Origin of the sequence: Phyllobacterium sp. LjRoot231 (genome assembly GCF_964253365.1) — a bacterium.
Taxonomy (GTDB): domain Bacteria; phylum Pseudomonadota; class Alphaproteobacteria; order Rhizobiales; family Rhizobiaceae; genus Phyllobacterium.
This window is the reverse complement of sequence record NZ_CAXUQT020000004.1, coordinates 306,486-323,704: the sequence shown is the minus strand read 5'-3', so window position 1 is coordinate 323,704 and position 17,219 is coordinate 306,486. Positions and strand designations below refer to the sequence as shown.

The 17,219-nt window shown below is 56.9% G+C and carries 17 protein-coding genes and 1 pseudogene; 13 read left to right on the top strand and 5 right to left on the bottom strand.

Annotated elements, in window-relative coordinates:
* Positions 1–50 precede the first annotated feature (50 nt).
* Both ACSQ3H_RS30135 and ACSQ3H_RS30130 read right to left on the bottom strand, forming a co-directional pair.
* Positions 51–1,205 (bottom strand): trans-sulfuration enzyme family protein, encoded by a 1,155-nt coding sequence (locus ACSQ3H_RS30135; protein WP_436120700.1) that lies wholly within the window; start codon positions 1,203–1,205, stop codon positions 51–53.
* A gap of 226 nt (positions 1,206–1,431) precedes the next feature.
* Complete coding sequence (locus ACSQ3H_RS30130) at positions 1,432–2,055, bottom strand: helix-turn-helix domain-containing protein (protein ID WP_436120699.1); 624 nt, start codon at positions 2,053–2,055, stop codon at positions 1,432–1,434.
* A 43-nt stretch (positions 2,056–2,098) separates the two neighbouring features.
* Here ACSQ3H_RS30130 and ACSQ3H_RS30125 point away from each other — a divergent pair, with 43 nt between their 5' ends.
* The 13 genes from ACSQ3H_RS30125 to ACSQ3H_RS30065 all read left to right on the top strand — a co-directional run bounded on the left by ACSQ3H_RS30125 (position 2,099) and on the right by ACSQ3H_RS30065 (position 13,926).
* Entirely contained in the window at positions 2,099–2,785 is a 687-nt protein-coding gene (locus tag ACSQ3H_RS30125) for a B3/B4 domain-containing protein (RefSeq protein WP_436120698.1), read from the top strand.
* Positions 2,786–2,975: 190 nt separating this feature from the next.
* Entirely contained in the window at positions 2,976–3,758 is a 783-nt protein-coding gene (locus tag ACSQ3H_RS30120) for an ABC transporter ATP-binding protein (protein WP_436120697.1), read from the top strand.
* A gap of 37 nt (positions 3,759–3,795) precedes the next feature.
* Positions 3,796–4,557 (top strand): transporter substrate-binding domain-containing protein, encoded by a 762-nt coding sequence (locus ACSQ3H_RS30115; RefSeq protein ID WP_436120696.1) that lies wholly within the window; start codon positions 3,796–3,798, stop codon positions 4,555–4,557.
* A 71-nt stretch (positions 4,558–4,628) separates the two neighbouring features.
* Entirely contained in the window at positions 4,629–5,351 is a 723-nt protein-coding gene (locus ACSQ3H_RS30110; protein WP_436120695.1) for an ABC transporter permease, read from the top strand.
* 10 nt (positions 5,352–5,361) lie between these two features.
* Positions 5,362–6,051 carry an ABC transporter permease gene (locus ACSQ3H_RS30105; protein WP_436120694.1) on the top strand — a complete coding sequence of 230 codons (690 nt, stop codon included), beginning with the start codon at positions 5,362–5,364 and terminating at the stop codon, positions 6,049–6,051.
* A gap of 42 nt (positions 6,052–6,093) precedes the next feature.
* Positions 6,094–7,299, top strand: coding sequence for a trans-sulfuration enzyme family protein (locus ACSQ3H_RS30100; RefSeq protein ID WP_436120693.1), 1,206 nt, complete (start codon positions 6,094–6,096; stop codon positions 7,297–7,299).
* Between the two features lie 109 nt (positions 7,300–7,408).
* Entirely contained in the window at positions 7,409–7,726 is a 318-nt protein-coding gene (locus ACSQ3H_RS30095) for a DMT family transporter (RefSeq protein ID WP_436120692.1), read from the top strand.
* 111 nt (positions 7,727–7,837) lie between these two features.
* A complete protein-coding gene (locus tag ACSQ3H_RS30090; RefSeq protein ID WP_436120691.1) occupies positions 7,838–8,899 on the top strand; it encodes a homoserine dehydrogenase in 1,062 nt (353 codons plus the stop codon).
* Entirely contained in the window at positions 8,896–10,314 is a 1,419-nt protein-coding gene (locus tag ACSQ3H_RS30085) for an aldehyde dehydrogenase family protein (RefSeq protein WP_436120690.1), read from the top strand. The genes ACSQ3H_RS30090 and ACSQ3H_RS30085 overlap by 4 nt, the downstream gene beginning before the upstream one ends.
* 47 nt (positions 10,315–10,361) lie before the next feature.
* On the top strand, positions 10,362–11,240 hold the full coding sequence (dapA, locus tag ACSQ3H_RS30080) for a 4-hydroxy-tetrahydrodipicolinate synthase (protein ID WP_436120689.1): 879 nt from the start codon (positions 10,362–10,364) through the stop codon (positions 11,238–11,240).
* Positions 11,240–12,667 (top strand): aspartate ammonia-lyase, encoded by a 1,428-nt coding sequence (locus tag ACSQ3H_RS30075; RefSeq protein ID WP_436120831.1) that lies wholly within the window; start codon positions 11,240–11,242, stop codon positions 12,665–12,667. The genes dapA and ACSQ3H_RS30075 overlap by 1 nt, the downstream gene beginning before the upstream one ends.
* 12 nt (positions 12,668–12,679) lie before the next feature.
* Complete coding sequence (locus ACSQ3H_RS30070) at positions 12,680–13,486, top strand: phosphotransferase (RefSeq protein ID WP_436120688.1); 807 nt, start codon at positions 12,680–12,682, stop codon at positions 13,484–13,486.
* Complete coding sequence (locus ACSQ3H_RS30065; RefSeq protein WP_436120687.1) at positions 13,483–13,926, top strand: Lrp/AsnC family transcriptional regulator; 444 nt, start codon at positions 13,483–13,485, stop codon at positions 13,924–13,926. Before ACSQ3H_RS30070 ends, ACSQ3H_RS30065 begins: the two co-directional genes overlap by 4 nt.
* 242 nt (positions 13,927–14,168) lie before the next feature.
* On the opposite strand, the gene ACSQ3H_RS30060 is transcribed toward ACSQ3H_RS30065, so the two are convergent.
* From ACSQ3H_RS30060 to ACSQ3H_RS30050, 3 genes and pseudogenes are all read right to left on the bottom strand, one after another.
* Positions 14,169–15,071 carry a dihydrodipicolinate synthase family protein gene (locus tag ACSQ3H_RS30060; protein ID WP_436120686.1) on the bottom strand — a complete coding sequence of 301 codons (903 nt, stop codon included), beginning with the start codon at positions 15,069–15,071 and terminating at the stop codon, positions 14,169–14,171.
* Positions 15,072–15,085: 14 nt separating this feature from the next.
* Positions 15,086–15,720: pseudogene (locus ACSQ3H_RS30055) on the bottom strand (LysE family translocator).
* A 171-nt stretch (positions 15,721–15,891) separates the two neighbouring features.
* Entirely contained in the window at positions 15,892–17,097 is a 1,206-nt protein-coding gene (locus ACSQ3H_RS30050) for an aminotransferase class V-fold PLP-dependent enzyme (RefSeq protein WP_436120685.1), read from the bottom strand.
* Positions 17,098–17,219: the final 122 nt, after the last annotated feature.

Below are 17,219 nucleotides of genomic sequence, written 5' to 3'. Positions count from 1 at the left end.
TGCCGGAATGAAGCTTCTTTTGCTCGCGTTTGGCGGGCAAGACAAAATACTCAGCCGAAATCCAGAGCCTGCAGGATATCTTCGATGAGGTCCTCGGCATCCTCCAGGCCGACAGAGCAGCGGATGACATCATCTCCAAGCGGGTCACAAAGGCCGCTTCTTGCAAGAGACAGGTGACGGGCGCTGGTTAGGCGGGCCGAATGGCAAATGAGGCTGCCGACCTCTGCAAGATTGACGCCCGAACTTATAAGCCGCAGTCTGGCGATCATCGCACAGGCACCGTCTCTGCCCGCACGGAGGCCGAAGGCCAACATTCCAGAGCCTCCAGACATCTGCCTGCGAGCAATCGAGTAGTTTGGATGAGATTGAAGATATGGATATCTCACCCACGCCACCGCGGGATGGGCCTCCAATGTCAGAGCGATCGCATGGGCGGCGGAACTATGCCGGTCCATCCGCAGTGCAAGTGTCCTCAGACCACGCAGGATGAGGAACGAGGCCTGCGGGGAAATCGCCGCTTGGGGAGAGCGAAGGCTGGTTTCCCTCAGCTTTTGAACGATTGCGTTTTCGCCCAACAGGGCACCACCGAGTGTATCGCCGTGACCGTTGATGTATTTGGTCAGCGACTGCAGGACGATGTCGGCTCCGTGCTCAATCGGGCGCTGCAAGGCCGGCGAAGCGAATGTGCTGTCGACAGCAATCTTGACCCCCCATGAGCGACCGCATTTTGCGATTGCCGCGATGTCGAGAATATCGCCGAGAGGGTTCGTCGGGGTTTCAAAATATATGAGACGTGTTTTAGGCGTCACCGAACGGTGGATATTTGCCGGAAGCGACAGATCTACGGGAATCATTATGATGCCAGCCCGTGAGAGCGTGTTCTCCATCAAAGCAGCCGTTTCGGTACAGACGGGTCTATGGACGATCATCTCTTCACCTTTGGAGAGAAGTGACACGGCAAGCATATTGAAGGCGGCCAACCCCGATGAGAGCACCAGGCCGGCTTGCGCTCCTTCAAGCCGAGCCAACGTTTTCTCGAGCATGTCCGTAGCAGACTGGTGGTCGTTGTCGGCGCCGCTGCTTTTCTTGGACGCGGGAACATCATGGTTCCGGGACAGGTGAGCCGGTTGATGGATTGCACGCGTCGAGCATCCAAGATCGTCGAACTCAGCATCCGCCACATCTGTCTCTTTACGATCTTGCATGGACTTACCCCTCATCGGTGGACCAAACCAATCGATTTTTGTTCCACCGGTATTTGCGAACCGGCCGGCAGCACTGATCCAGTTAGCGTGCATTGGTGTGAGCATTCATTCGACCGCAAGCCCATGATGGTCGGTTTAGCAGAAGGCGAAACGCATTCTGCCGACGTTGCGTGCTCATCCAGCCAACGAGTGCTCCCGTCAGGAATCCGGGCAGAAGCGTTGGTCGCTACAAACCCGCTCTTACGCGAGGTCGCTGAAGCTCCGCGACTGCCATAACAAACCGGAGTTCTTTTTTGCCACGGTTCAGGTAGGCATGCTTGTCTTCAGTACGGGCCAACACAGACGAACCCGCTTGAACGAGGTGTTCGCTATCTGTCAATTTCAGGGTCAGTTCGCCGGTTTCCACGTTGAGCAGTTCGAGTGTTCCTGGCGAATGCCCGGGCGATTCGAAGACCTCGCCGGGAAACAGCGTCCATCGCCAAAGCTCGATCTCGTCGGGTCCATGTGTTCCTACCAGCAGGATTGCGCTTCCTCCTTTTGGTCCCCGCCACAAGGTGGAGGCGTCCTCGGGCGGGACAATACGGATTGGAACGCTGGCCGCCACTCCAACGAAGTCTGCTACCGAGACACCTAGTGCGGTAGCTGCTCTGCAAAGCGTTGCAATGCTCGGATTGGCACTCCCCTTCTCGATCTCGACAAGCATGCCTTTGCTGACGCCGGATTTTCGGGACAGTTCATCGAGTGTCAGGCCGTTCTCCTTCCTGAACATTTTGAGGTTTTGGGACACAGTCGCGCTGACGCGTTCAACGTCAGCGACCGTTTCGGTCGATATATTGACTTTCTTTTCCATGGTCGGTATTATAGACTAAATTGGTCAATGGGAGCTAGAGGGCATGTTGGATTTTCCGGTCATCGACAAAGAAATTGTAGGGATTGCTCCTGAATTTCGCGCGCTCAGCATTCTTGTCGATGTCAAAGATGGCGCACGGCGCACCATGGCTCGCAACGTGTTGGAGGAGGCGTGCGATTTCGTCCGCGCAGGGGGCCCCGTCTGGAGTGATGCACATCTGGCCGATTGGGCGCAAGCCTATACCCGATTTGGAGCAAAACCGAACCGGACGCCATGTTCTGCCCAGGCCTTGAAAAAGCGGGTGGAGAAGGATGGTCGTATTCCATCGGTCAACCCCGTCGTTGACCTTTACAATGCAGTCAGCCTGCGCTTCGCAATACCAGTCGGAGGCGAAAACTTCGATGCATATGTCGGCAAGCCGCGTTTGTCGGTTGCCGAAGGAACGGAACCCTTCGACACTTTGGCGAATGGGGAGGCAATTGTCGAGAATCCCGCCAAGGGAGAGGTCATCTGGCGCGACGATGTCGGCGTCACATGCCGCCGCTGGAATTGGCGGCAGGGCACGCGCACGCGGCTGGAGACTTTGGACGGCCGGATGTGGTTCATTTTGGAAAGCCTGGCAACGATGCCGGAGGAGGCGCTCGAGGAGGCGGGCAACATGCTGGTCAGCGGTCTAAGGCAGCTGGCGCCAGGGTGTGAGGTCTACAGACAAAAAATCCTCGCCGGCTAACACGCCGGCGACCAATCCCGACAGAAAGGTCAGTTGAGGAACGTACTCCTTCGTGACGCCGCATGAGCGGCCCCTTGCGAACAGCGCGTTCCACTGACCAGCCGTGAAATAATTTCGCCGCGGCGCCGCGGCGACGGCGGAGCTTTGCCTGCGGAAGAGCAGGCAGCCGTCACAAGTCAATGGAGGTTAAATGCGCACCGAGAACTCTACGCCCGCTTTGGTCGTCAGCGACGTTCATAAAAGCTACGGCACTCACGAGGTGCTGAAGGGGATTTCCCTTTCCGCCGCAAAAGGCGACGTCGTCTCGATTATAGGATCTTCGGGTTCTGGAAAAAGCACGTTCCTACGCTGCATCAACTTCCTCGAAATTCCCGATCAGGGGACCTTCCAAATCAACGGCGAGGATGTGGTTTTCCGCAAGGGACGGGACGGCAAATGCCACCCCGCCAACTGGCGGCAGATTGAAAGGCTCCGAAGCGGTCTCGGCATGGTCTTCCAAAGCTTCAATCTCTGGCCGCACATGACCATTGTCCAAAATGTCATTGAAGCCCCAGTGCATGTGCTCGGTATCAATCGGAAAGCAGCGATCGAAAAGGCCGAGGCGCTGCTGGCCAAAGTTGGCCTCTACGAAAAGAAAGACGCTTATCCGGCCTTCCTCTCCGGCGGCCAGCAGCAGCGCGCCTCGATTGCCCGCGCGCTGTGCGTCGATCCAGCGGTGATGCTGTTCGATGAGCCGACCTCGGCGCTCGATCCGGAACTTGTCGGCGAGGTGCTGAAGGTCATCCGCGGGCTGGCCGAGGAAGGCCGCACCATGGTGATGGTCACCCACGAGATGAAGTTCGCACGCGACGTTTCCACCCGCGTGATGTTTTTGCATCGGGGACAGGTCGAGGAAGTCGGTCCTCCCTCCCAGGTTTTTGGTGCATCCACCAGCGCACGCTGCAGGGAGTTTGTTGCAGCCGGTTCGCATTAAACCACCACCATCCCAACAGAAAAAAGGGAACCTCAAAATGAAACATTTGGGAAAAGCTCTGGCTGTCGCAGCGATCATGCTGTCGACGAGCGCTCAGGCGGAAATCCGCTTCGGTGTCGTCAATGAAGCCTATGCGCCATACACGACGAAGGACGCCTCCGGGAAAGCCATCGGCTGGGAGATCGATCTGATGGATGCGGTCTGCGAAGAATTGAAGGAAAAGTGCACGATCGTTGACGTTGCCTGGGACGGCCTGATCCCCGCTCTGGAAAGCAAGAAGATCGATGTGATCTGGTCTTCGATGTCAATCACCGAGGAGCGCAAAAAGCGCATCGGTTTCACCGACAAATATTATTCCGCCCTGGCTGGCATGATCGGCGCCAAGGACGGCGTAGAAGGCGTAACCGCTGAACAGCTGAAGGGAAAGACGGTCGGCATTGCCGTGTCCACGACACAGTCTGCCTACTTCAAAAAACACTTCGCCAACATTGCGACGGAGAAAAGCTATGCGACTGTCGATGAATCTTTCCAGGACCTCGCATCAGGGCGCATCGATTACATCTTTGCCGACACAGGGCCACTGAAGGAGCTTCTGAAGACGGACCTCGGCAAGGAATGCTGCGAATATAAAGGCAGCGTCGAGGCCGACGATGCGATTCTTGGCGCTGGCGTCGGCGGTGGTATCCGCAAGAGCGACGACGAACTCAAGCGAAAGCTGAACGGCGCGATCAAGGCCGTACGGGCCAACGGCACGTACGCCGAATTCAGCAAGAAGTACTTCGATTACGACCCCTATTGAGCCCAACGGCATGGCAGGTTTGTCCCCATATGTTTGGGGCAAATCTGCCTGCCTGTATTGGAAGGTCTCCCATGAGTTCCTCAAGTTCAGTTCTAGAAATGTTGTCGATCGCCCCACCCGGTTGGGGCGGCGTACTGGTCACCGGGGCGTTGGCGACCCTGTATATCTCGTTTGGCGCCTATCTGTTCGGAATAGTGCTGGGGCTTTTTGGCGCCCTCGGCAAGTTGAGCGGCTTTCCTCCGCTGAAACACGCTCTCGACGCCTATACGACGATCGTTCGGGCGGTGCCGGAGCTCATTCTCATCGTTTCGCTTTACTACGCGGGAACGGATGGTCTGAACCGAATCCTTGCCTCGGCGGACCTTGGCCCCGTCGAGGTCAACGGCCTGGTCGCGGCAATCGCGGTCCTGGGTTTCGTCCAGGGCGCCTATATGACGGAAGTGTTGCGTGGGGCGATCCTGGCAATCCCTGTCGGACAGCTCGAGGCCGCCAAGGCCTTTGGAATGCGGCCAGGCTTACGCTTTAACCGCATCGTCTTGCCGGCTCTCATCCCCAATGCGCTACCAGGTTTTGCCAATCTGTGGATGTCGGTCATCAAAGACAGCGCCCTCATTGCCGTCGTGGGGTATCAGGAACTCGCTCTTGCTGCCCGGGTCGCGGCGAGCAACACCAAGCAGTATATGGTCTTCTTCCTGGCTGCGGCGGTGCTTTATCTCGTCATTACAATTGTTTCCAATCTGCTCTTTTCTGCGCTCGAAGCCTACTTCCGACGCGGCCAAAGACTAGTCGCGTAGGAGGGCGGAGATGGATTTCAGCTGGATTTTCGCATACCAGGATTTGCTGCTCTACGGCACCTTTCTCACCTGTCTGCTGCTCGCAGTTTCCGTCACCTTGGGGTTCGCGCTCGCCATTCTCCTGGCGATTGCTCAGGTTGGCAACGGCTCGATCGCCCGCTGGATTTCCAAAGCCTATTGCACATTCTTTCGCGGCACGCCTTTGCTCATCCAGCTCTGGCTCATCTATTACGGCCTGGGCTCGTATCTGCCGCACATTCCCGGATTGAGGACCAGCTTTCTTTGGCCGGTCCTGCGCGAGGGATTGTTCTTTGCTGCACTTGCGTTGACGCTGAACTTCGCCGCTTACCAGGGAGAGATTCTGCGCGGCGCCATGCTAGCGGTTCCAAAAGGCGAGCTTGAAGCTGCACGTGCCGTCGGCATGTCACGTTGGATGATCCTGCGCCGAATCTGGCTGCCAAGAGCGATCCGGATTGGACTGCCCACTTTTGCCGGCGAGGTTATCCTGCAGCTTAAGGCGACCCCCATCGTATTCTCTGTGACCGTAATGGATCTTTATGGCGCTGCTTACAAGATCCGCCAGGATACGCTCCTGGTCTACGAGCCTCTCCTCCTCGTCACAGTCTTTTATGTGAGCCTGACCTTCCTTATCACGCAAGGATTCCAAAAGCTGGAAAACGCCATTCCGGTTCGTCGGTAAAAACTCCTCAACCACACACATCGAAACAAAGGTCAATCAATCATGCCCAGACCAGACAAACACGAGCTGTCGACGCTCTCCTTCAACACACTTTCGGTGCATGGCGGCAACGAGATCGACAAGACATCTGGCGCGATCCGCACGCCGATTGTCATGGCGAACTCCTATCTTCTCCCCGAAGATCCTTCCACCATGGACTGGTCCGACACCCAAACGCCCTCCTACACGCGCAATTCCGGTCACAACCAGATCTGCTTGCAGCGCAAGCTTGCGGCCATGGAAGGCGGCGAGGACGCCGCGGTCTTCGCAACCGGCGTTGCTGCGCTCCATGCCGTGTTCTTTACCTTCTTGAAGAGTGGCGACCATGTGATTGTCGGTGACGTCACCTATGAGGCGGTCTGGCGGCTATTTTCAGAGCTTTTGCCGCAGCGCTACAATATCGAAGCCACCTTCGTCGACATGGGTAACATGGATGCCGTCAGAGCCGCTGTCCGGCCAAACACCAGGCTGATCCACACAGAAACCATCGCCAACCCGACCACCAAGGTCGCCGATATCGCAACGCTTGCATCGATTGCAAGACAAGCAGGCGCGCTGCTGTCGGTGGATTCGACCTTCACCCCTCCCCCGTTCTTCCGCCCGCTTGCCTTGGGTGCGGACCTCGTCATCCATTCGCTGACCAAGTATATCAATGGTCACGGCGACGCGATGGGCGGCGTGGTCATCGGCTCAAAGCCGCTCGTCCAGCACATTAAGGCAGACGCGCTCGTCGATCTGGGCGGCACAATCTCGCCATTCAACGCCTGGCTGATCATGCGCGGCTCAGTGACATTGCCTCTGAGGCTGAAGCAGCAGTTTTCCTCGGCGGAGGTCATCGCCCAGTCTCTCGCAGGCGACAAGCGCGTTGCTTATGTCACCTATCCAGGCCTTGAAAGCCATGATCAGCATGCGCTCGCCAAAAGCCAATTCGCTGGCAAGGGTTACGGCGCGGTCATGGCTTTTGCAGTCGACGGGGATTCTGACATGCAGAACAGGTTCGTTGCAAATCTCAAGGTCATCACGTCGGCCGTCTCGCTTGGTCATGACGAAAGCCTGATCGTGCATGTCGGCGGCAGTGGCCGCGGCGGTTCCGATCGTTATCCACCGAACTTCCAAAAGTACGGCCATCTGCGGCTGTCGATCGGTTTGGAAGACACTGAGGATCTGATCGCTGACATAACCACCGCCCTCGATGCGACGTTCGGGTGAAACTAAAGACCAAACCGAATTGGATGTGAATTGCCCATCGGCGGGCAATTCATGTCACCTCTGAAAGCCTGATGCGCGGCAGACCCGCAGGTCCGCCAGGAAGGGTACTATGTACTGGATAATCCTGCTTATCGCCGGCCTGCTTGAGGTCGTCTGGGCGTTCTACATGAAGAGATCCGAGGGGTTCACGCTGCTCATCCCGTCGGCAATCACCGTCATTGCGATGATTGCCAGCGGCGTACTGCTGTCCTTTTCAATGAGGGTTCTGCCGCTCGGTACCGCCTATACGGTCTGGACCGGGATCGGTGCCGTCGGCTCCTTTCTGCTCGGAATGGCGATCCTTGGAGAGCCGGCATCACCGATGCGTCTGGCAGCCGGCGTTTTGATCGTGTCCGGAATCCTCATGATGAAACTCTCAAGCACCTGACCAAGCCGGCAGCAGATTGAGCAAAGTGCGCTGCCCTTTGGTTCGTTTGCCTCGTTCCGGCCGAGCGTTTCGCATCCCATGATTACCCCATAGACATCACGGAGGATCGTTATGACAATTTACAATATCGCTTTGATCGGATTTGGCGGCGTCAATCGCGCCTTGGCCGAACTCATCGCCACGAAAAACCAGCTCTGGGAGCGCGAGCTTGGCTTCCGCCTGAATATTGTCGCTGTGAGCGACCTTTATCTCGGTTCGGTCGTTTCGCCGAACGGTCTTGATGCGAGGACCCTGGTCGACGCGAAGTTCGAAAAGGGTGGCTTTGGACAGCTTTCGGGTGGAAGTGCTGAAGCAGACAACGAGACCATCGTCAAGACGGCTCCAGCAGACATTGTCGTCGAGGCAACCTTCACCAATCCTAAGGACGGCGAACCCGCTGTCTCGCATTGCCGCTGGGCGCTTGAGACCGGCAAACACGTGGTCACCACCAACAAGGGCCCTGTCGCCATCGCTGCCCCGGCGCTCAAGGCGCTGGCAAAAACCAAGGGTGTGCGCTTCGAATACGAAGGCGCCGTGATGAGCGGCACGCCCGTTATTCGCATGGCGGAAAAAACCCTTGCCGGCGCCGAATTGAAGGGCTTCGAGGGGATCCTCAACGGCACATCCAACTTCGTCCTCGGTCGCATGGAAAGCGGCCTGGATTTCGCGTCCGCCGTTAAGGAAGCACAGGAACTCGGTTACGCTGAAGCCGACCCGACCGCAGATGTGGAAGGTTTCGACGTTCGTCTGAAGGTCGTGATCCTGGCAAACGAGCTGCTTGGCGCAAATCTCAAGCCTGAGGATGTAAGCTGCAAGGGCATCTCCGGCCTTTCGCCTTCCGACATCCAGGAAGCCGCCAAAGCAAACAGCCGCTGGAAGCTCATCGGGGCTGCGGTCCGCAATGACGACGGCAGCGTGACCGGCAGTGTTTCCCCCAAACGGCTTGGCCTCGGCCATCCGCTGGCAGGCGTCAACGGTGCCACCAATGCAGTGTCGCTCGACACCGAACTGCTGGGCGCCGTGACGATCACCGGCCCTGGCGCCGGGAGGATTGAAACCGCCTATGCACTTCTTTCCGACATCGTCGCCATTCATTCCGCGGGCACTTCTCCCATCGCTAAGGAGGCTGCATGATGCAAAACCTTGCACTCACCCAAACGGCTGTCCTTGAAGAAATTGCCGTCACCAGCCCGTTCGACGGTACGCTGGTCGGAACAGTGATGGAGACTAGTTCTGCAAACATAGGCGCGCTCCTGGAACAAGCAAGACGCGGTGCGCAAATTGCCAGAACCCTGCCCCGTCACCGGCGTTCGGCGATCCTCGAGAAGGCTGCTGCAGCCGTCGAGGCCGCCCGGGAAGAGTTTGCGCTTCTGATCGTCAAAGAGGCGGGCAAAACGATTACGCAGGCACGCAAAGAGACAACGCGGTGCGTCAATACGCTGAAGCTCTCTGCCGATGAGGCCAAACGCAATGCAGGCGAAGTCATCCCTTTCGATGCCTTCGCAGGTTCGCAGTCCCGCCAAGGGTGGTACACGAGAGAACCGCTGGGCATCATTGCTGCCATCACGCCCTACAACGATCCCCTCAACCTGGTTGCCCACAAACTTGGTCCAGCAATTGCCGGCGGCAATGCAGTGCTTTTGAAGCCGTCCGAGCTTACACCGCTCTCCGCAATCAAGCTCGTCGAGTTTCTGGTCGCGAGTGGTCTACCCGAAGAAATTATAACGGTCGCGATTGGTGGCCCGGAGCTTGGAAAAGCTCTTGTCTCAGCCAGGGATGTTCGCATGATCTCTTTCACGGGGGGCTTTGCCACTGGCGAGGCAATTGCCAAGACGGCAGGCCTCAAGAAGCTTGCAATGGACCTTGGCGGCAATGCTCCCGTTATCGTCATGGAAAATTGCAACTTCGATGCTGCTGTCGAGAGCTGCGTGTCTGGAGCCTATTGGGCCGCCGGCCAGAACTGCATTGGCACGCAGAGGATACTTATCCAGGGACCCATTTATGAGCAGTTCAAGGCGAAGTTTGTCGAGGACACCAAGAAGCTGAAGACCGGCAATCCCTTGAGCACAGACACCGATGTGGGCCCGATGATTTCCGAAATCGCGGTAGGCAGAGCGGCCGCCATGGTCGACAGGGCGATGGCCGCCGGCGCAACATTGCTTTGCGGTCATAAGCCGTCCGGCAACCTTTACCCGCCAACGGTGCTGGAGAAGGTTCCGGCTTCCTGTGACGTGTGGAGCGAGGAAGTATTCGCGCCAATCGTCATTCTTCAGCCCTTCGATGAACTCACCGCTGCGATTGATTTGGCAAACAGCCCCGAATACAGCCTTCACGCCGGCATATTTACAAATGATCTGGAAGAGGCTCTCGAGGCGGCGAGCAGGATCGAGGCCGGAGGCATTATGATCAACGACTCCTCCGATTACCGTTTCGATGCGATGCCGTTTGGCGGGTTCAAATATGGCAGCATGGGCCGCGAGGGCGTCCGGTTTGCCTATGAGGACATGACGCAGCCGAAGGTCGTGTGCATCAACCGCCTGAAGACCTGACGGCACAGGCCAAGCTCAATTCCATCAGCGCACTTAGGAGTGTTTCAATGTTCAAGGGTTCTATCACCGCGCTCGTCACGCCGTTTGCTGATGGTCATATCGATGAGGTCGCGCTGCGCGACCTCATCGAGTGGCAGATCGAAGAAGGATCCTTTGGTCTTGTTCCCTGCGGAACCACGGGGGAAAGTCCGACGCTGAGCCATGATGAGCATAAGCATGTGGTCAAAATCACGATCGAAACCGCAAACGGCCGTGTGCCCGTGATCGCGGGCGCAGGATCAAACAGCACGGCGGAAGCAATCGACTTCGTTCGCCATGCGCAAAATGCCGGCGCCGACGGAGTGCTGATTGTCTCGCCCTATTACAACAAGCCGACCCAAGAAGGAATCTATCAGCACTTCAAGGCGATTGATGCCGCGGCTAGCGTTCCAATCATCGTCTACAACATTCCAGGCCGAAGCGTCATCGATGTCCAGGTCGAAACGCTGGCGCGGATTTTCGACGATTGCCCGAACGTGAAGGGCGTAAAAGATGCAACCGGTAACCTTTTGCGGCCATCCCTCGAGCGTATTGCCTGCGGGGAAGAGTTCAATCTTTTGACAGGTGAAGATGGCACGGCGCTTGGCTATATGGCGCATGGAGGACACGGCTGCATCTCGGTGACGGCGAATGTTGCACCGGGGCTCTGCGCTGACTTCCAACAGGCCTGCCTGAACGGCGACTTTGCCGCCGCTTTGACGTTGCAGGACCGATTGATGCCGCTGCACCGGGCGCTCTTCCTCGAAACCAACCCGGCTGGTCCGAAATATGCCTTGCAGCGTCTCGGACGCATACGCGGTGATCTGCGGCTGCCGCTCACTACGATCAGTCCTTCCGTCCAGCAAGAGATTGACAGCGCCATGTCTCATGCGGGGATCCTGGTATGATGGATAGGATGATGCTTGCTGAACGTATCGAGTCAGACCTGATCGGGCCCGTCGCTATTCCGCGAGACGTCCTTTATGGCGTCCATACACGGCGGGCGGAACTAAACTTTGACGTATCTGGATTGCGCTTGAGGCACTTTCCCGAGCTCATCCAGTCGATGGCGATGGTGAAAAAGGCCGCCGCTCTTGCGAACATGGACCTTGGGCTTCTTTCTGCTAAAAAGGCCGATGCGATTTTGCAAGGGTGCGACGAACTTATCAAACTCAATAATATCGATGAAAACTTCCCCATCGACATGATGCAAGGAGGGGCCGGCACCTCCACGAATATGAACGTCAACGAGGTTCTGACAAACCTCGCTCTCTTGAAAATGGGTGAGCACGTTGGCGATTATTCCAAACTTCACCCCAATGACGACGTCAATCTGTCTCAATCGACAAACGACGTCTACCCGACCGCAATCCGCTTGACGATCTTGCGGGCGTGCGAGGGTCTTATTGCTGCTGCGATGGCACTGCGCGATGCTTTCCGAGCCAAGGCCCTACAATATGCAAGCACTCTAAAAGTTGGTCGGACACAGTTGCAAGACGCCGTACCCATGACAGCTGGCCAGGAATTCGAAGCGGTCGCCGAACTCATCGATGAGGATATCGTTCAGGTTCGGTCCGCATCGAAGCTGCTTCGAGAGATCAATCTTGGTGGTTCAGCGATCGGCACGGCAATCAACGTTCCTTCCGGCTTCGCGCGGACCGTATGTATTCACCTTTCTCAGATATCCGGTTACCAACTGATCCCGGCCCGCAACTTCATCGAAGCAACATCGGACACGGGCGGGTTTGTCTCTTTTTCAGGCGTGCTGAAGCGCATTGCCGTCAAGTTGACCAAGATTTGCAACGACCTTCGGCTCTTGGGCAGCGGTCCCCGCGGCGGCGTGGGTGAAATCCGCTTGCCAGCGGTCCAAGCCGGCTCCTCAATCATGCCGGGCAAGGTCAATCCCGTCATACCGGAGATGATGAACCAGATCAGCTTCCAGGTCATTGGCAATGATCTGACGGTGACGCTCGCCGCAAGTGCCGGGCAGCTGCAGCTGAACGCCATGGAGCCTGTCATCGTTTTGAATATCCTGCAATCGATGCGCATGCTGACCAAAGGCATGGTGATCTTAAAGGAGCGCTGCATCGATGGCATCGAAGTAGACGTTGATCGTTGCAAGATGTTGCTCGACCAATCCCTCGTTCTTGCCACGCCACTGGCGAACGTGATCGGATATAGCAAAGCGGCATATCTGTCCAAAAAGGCGCTGGTCGAGAAGAGGAATTTGCGGGACGTCGTCGAAGAAGAAAACGTTCTGACGGCAAGCCAGGCTCATCAGATCTTTGGCGACACCGCAGAGTTCGCAAATGTCCCGAAGATTGCGCGCGGTTGAACGGAGGGAAAAATGGCTGTTTTCACCGATCTATCCGACGAAGACCGAAACTCGATCGCTTTGGCTTATGGCATGACCTCCTTGTCCTCGGTGATTGGTATTGCCGACGGTGACAGGGAAACGACCTATCTTTTCCGGACGGCGGACGGGGAGTTCATCGTCACGCTGTTCGAGAACGGCGCTGAGCCACTGGATCTGGAACGCGCGTTCGCAACGATGGAGACGCTGAACAACAGCGGTATCCCGTGTCCCAAGCCCACGCGCACGATAGATGGCAATGCCACCTTCCAGGCGGCCGGTCGCCTTGTTGCCATCGTTAGCTTCGTCTCAGGCTCGTCGACAAACGATCCGACGTTGGGAAAATGCGAAAGCCTGGGCCGCCTCATGGCGCGGATCCACATGACCTTGCAACGAAGCCACAGGCGCTCTTTAGAGGAATTACCCACTGGCGCGCTCCATGGTGCCTTGGTTTTTTCCAATGTCTTCTTCCTCGGTGATGACGTCAGCGGGGTCATCAACTTCCGGCTTCGGCACGATGACGTGCTGATTTGCGAGATTGCGGACGTTCTCGTCGGTTGGGCAAGCCGACCAAATGGTGAATTCGACGATCAAAAAGCGCGCGCCATTTTGGCTGGCTATCAAAGTGTAAAGGTTCTGACTACTGCCGAGATGGCGGCTTTACCTGCTTTTGTCGTGGCATCCGCCGCCAGACGTTATGCCACTGAGAAGGACAAAACTTGCCTACTTCAGGCAGCAGTGCGCGCTTATGATTCTATGTGCTTCACCGTTGCTCGACCAGCCGTATCGGGTCAGTCATGAAATATCTTCTTGATCGCGTCGATGAACAGATACTTGGCTTGTTAAGGATCAATGCGCGCGCGTCTCACGCTGACCTGTCGGCTAAGGTCAATCTGTCTAGGAACGCTGTTCGTGTTCGAATAGAACGGCTTGAACGCGAGGGCTTTATTAAGGGCTACACAATCGTCACCGGCGCCGGCGGAAATGACAAGCACATCACCACCGCGTTGATATTCGTTTACCGCCATGATCGCATGAAGGGTGGAGAGATCATTCTGGCCTTACGCAAAATTCCGGAGGTCGTTGCATGCGATGTGATGACGGGCGATTTTGATCTTGTCCTGAGAGTTGAGTCACCAGAAGCGGATCGCATTCGGCAAATCTGGCAACTGGTATCGGAACTACCCGGCGTGCGGGATACCCTCACGGCATTTGCGCTTTCCTCTGTCATTCGAAAATAGGCACCCTCGGACCGAATGTCGCACATCCACAATTACGCTGCCTTAGCCCGGTGGTCCCCATTGTTCTTAAACCGAGCAGACGTCGTTGCGCTCGGCTTGTTCGGCGCCTGATTGCGATCAGTTACGGAACACCCTTCGCGGCCGGGAAAATGGCTCCCACACCTGACCAAATCCAGATTCTTATGTAAGTGCTTGGGGTCGTTCGCCGTTCCCGGTCCCGTCAATCTTGCTGTGAACCATCGTTAACCGCTAACGGCGTGCCGCAGATGGCTAAGAGCGCGTACGACATCCGATATCGAGGAGCCCGGTATCGGCTTAACGGGACGCGGCGGCTCATAATCGCCAATGCCCAAAAGCCCAGCGAGCGTATACATCACCCGGAAGCTCCCGAACTGCTTGAACAGGGACCATAGGAGCTGGAACGCTTGTTCAAGCCTTTCGACCTCTACGGTGTTGCCCGCCTGTGCCGCCCGTGCAAGGGCCAGCGCTTCTACTGGAAGAATACCTCCGACGACGCTGTACCAGGCATCGGCGCCAGCAAGCAGAGCGGACGAAGCTCCCCAGTCACCACTATAACCAATGGCGAATTCGGACGGCGTTTTGCCGCGCAAATCGGCCAATTCGGATTTGAAGTCCTCGTTTGCCGGCAAGGGCATTTTGATCGCAGCGATGTTCGGAACCAAGGCAAGTTTAGCGACTAGCGCACTGCTGAATGTGAACCTGGTGGTGCTCGGATTGTTGTAGATGCAAAGGGGAAGGCCGCCGCTCTTGGCGACCGCGGTGAAATGCTCAAGCACCTCGTCACCGGTCAGCGGAACATAGGACACTGGAGCAAGAAGAAGACCATCAGCTCCGGCCCCCTTCGCGTCGCCTGCTAGCGCCTGGGCCTCGTCTGTGCGAAGCGCGCCGACACCGACAATCACGGGAATTCTCCCGCCGACGGTGTTCATGGCCGTTTCGACAGCCCGCCTGCGCTCATCGCGCGCCAGAAAGGCGTAGGCGCCCGTGCTTCCAAGAAGGCCGATGGAGTCCGCACCCGCATCACAGACGCGCTGTAAAAGCGTCGCAAGCGCGGCTGTATCGACCTGGCCGGATGCACCCGTCGGCGTGATCGGAAAAGCGGATAGGCCTTTGAAGAGGGACATGAGCGTTGCCTTGGTTACGTGCGGGAAAACAGGAGCTGAATGCCGGCCGCGCCGAAAAAGATCGCAAGTGTAGCCTCGATCCAGCGGCGTGCTCGGCGATAGATGCGCACCATAGGAGCCGTTGAAAAGACGATCGCGTAACCGCAGAAGATCGTCACACTCAGCACTGCGCATCCACCGAGGATCGCCGCCACGGTGTGCGCGGACGCATCCGGCCCAAGGCCAAGCGTCACCAGCGCGATCCAGGCGAGGACCGACTTGGGATTGGTAAGATGCATCAGCAAACCTCGTCGGTAAGTGCTGAACTCGACGCGGCCTTTCCCGTCTTCCTTACCTCAGCCTGTCTTTCACCGGATGTGAGGGCCGCTTTGGTCGCCCTTAATGCAAGGTAGAGGAGATAGAGCCCGCCGAAGATTTTCAGGATCGTCAGGGCTTCGGCATATCGGGTCAGGATTGCGGAAATGCCCATGGCCGCCATCGCACCCCAGAAGATCGAGCCGCTGACGACGCCGGCGGCGAGGACAAGCGCGGCGCGCCGTCCCTGATCCATTGCAACGCCCATAATGCGCATGTTGCTTGGTCCGGGGCTTCCGGCTGCGATTATGTAGGCCGTGTAGACGACAAGAAGCTGGTGGAAGTCAGACGTCAAATCGATATTCCTTCTGCGAAGCTCACCAAGTAACGGCCTCAAATTGAGTTCAGACGAGCCGCGGTGTTTTCTCGGGATTTAATTTCTCGCAGCCTTTGATCAGTGTGACTTAAAAATATCCGCTAATCTGCTCTAACGCCTCATGTTGATCGGTATCTACAAGAACTGCCACTACGCGGCAATACCAGCAATCGCCTCCAGGAATGCGTCAACTTCTTCCTCCGTATTGTAATAATGTGGGGACGCCCGCACCACGGGAGGAAGTTTTCGCGCAAAGGCATCAAGGGGAGTACTAGAGGGAGGGGACACCGAGACGTTGATTTTCTTAGCGGTGACATAGGCCATGACGTCCTGCGAGTCCCAGCCATTAACGGTGAACGAGATGATCGAGGCGAGCGGCGTTCCGAGATCATGTACGGATACTGCACGCATCCCCCTCAGCCCCTCGCGAAGCTTTGACGAAAGATGGTTGCAACGCTCTTCAATCTTGTCCAACCCAACGGCGAGCGCGTAATCAACTGCTGCGCGCAGGCCGAGACGAACCGAGTAGTTCTTTTCCCACGTTTCAAAACGTCTGGCATCGGGTCTTAATTCGTATCGATCCGGTGCAGTCAAAGGCGCACCATATAGATCGATCATGGCTGGCTCAATCTTCTCCAGGACTGACTTACGCATGTACATGAAACCAGTGCCGCGCGGCGCACGAAGAAACTTCCTGCCCGTAGCGGTAAGTATGTCGCAGCCAAGGGCGTTAACATCAATCGGGATTTGTCCCGCAGCTTGGCATGCGTCGAGCAGATAGAGAATGCCATTTTCGCGCGCTATTCGACCGATCGCTTCTGCTGGATTGATAAGCCCGCCGTTCGTCGGGATCCAGGTAACCGCTATCAACCGAACGCTCTTATCAATCATTTTCGCCAGCGCGTCCGGATCGAGGACGCCAGAAGCGTCATTTGGAATGACTTCGATCGATACGCCGGTGCGCTTGGCAACCTGCAGAAAGGCGACGTAGTTAGCTGCAAATTCGGCACTTGCCGTCAGGATTCGGTCCCCAGGTCTAAAAGAGAGCGAATAGAAGGTGCGCTGCCAAGCGATCGTTGCGTTTTCAGCAATCGCAATCTCATCGCGGGCGCAGTTTACGAAAGTGGCCAAGCTGTCATAGGTTCCCTCCAACAGCGAGTTGGCCTCCGCTGCAGCCTCGTAACCTCCGATTTCGCCCTCCCGGTTAAGGTACCCGGTCACTGCATCAATCACCGGGCTCGGCATCAGCGCAGCCCCGGCATTGTTGAGGTGGTTTCTGTTCTTTGTGCCGGGGGTATCGGCACGCAGACGCAAGAGGTCCAAAGTCTTGCGAGCGTCGCGGCTGATTTGCGACATGAGGGATTCCTTCCTTTGATCGAACCTCCAATCTTGTTGACGCAATCGGCATTGTCGCGGAAGCCGATACTTTCGCAACCCGCTGTGCAGAATTGCTCGTCGTGAGTGACCGGCGGCTAATT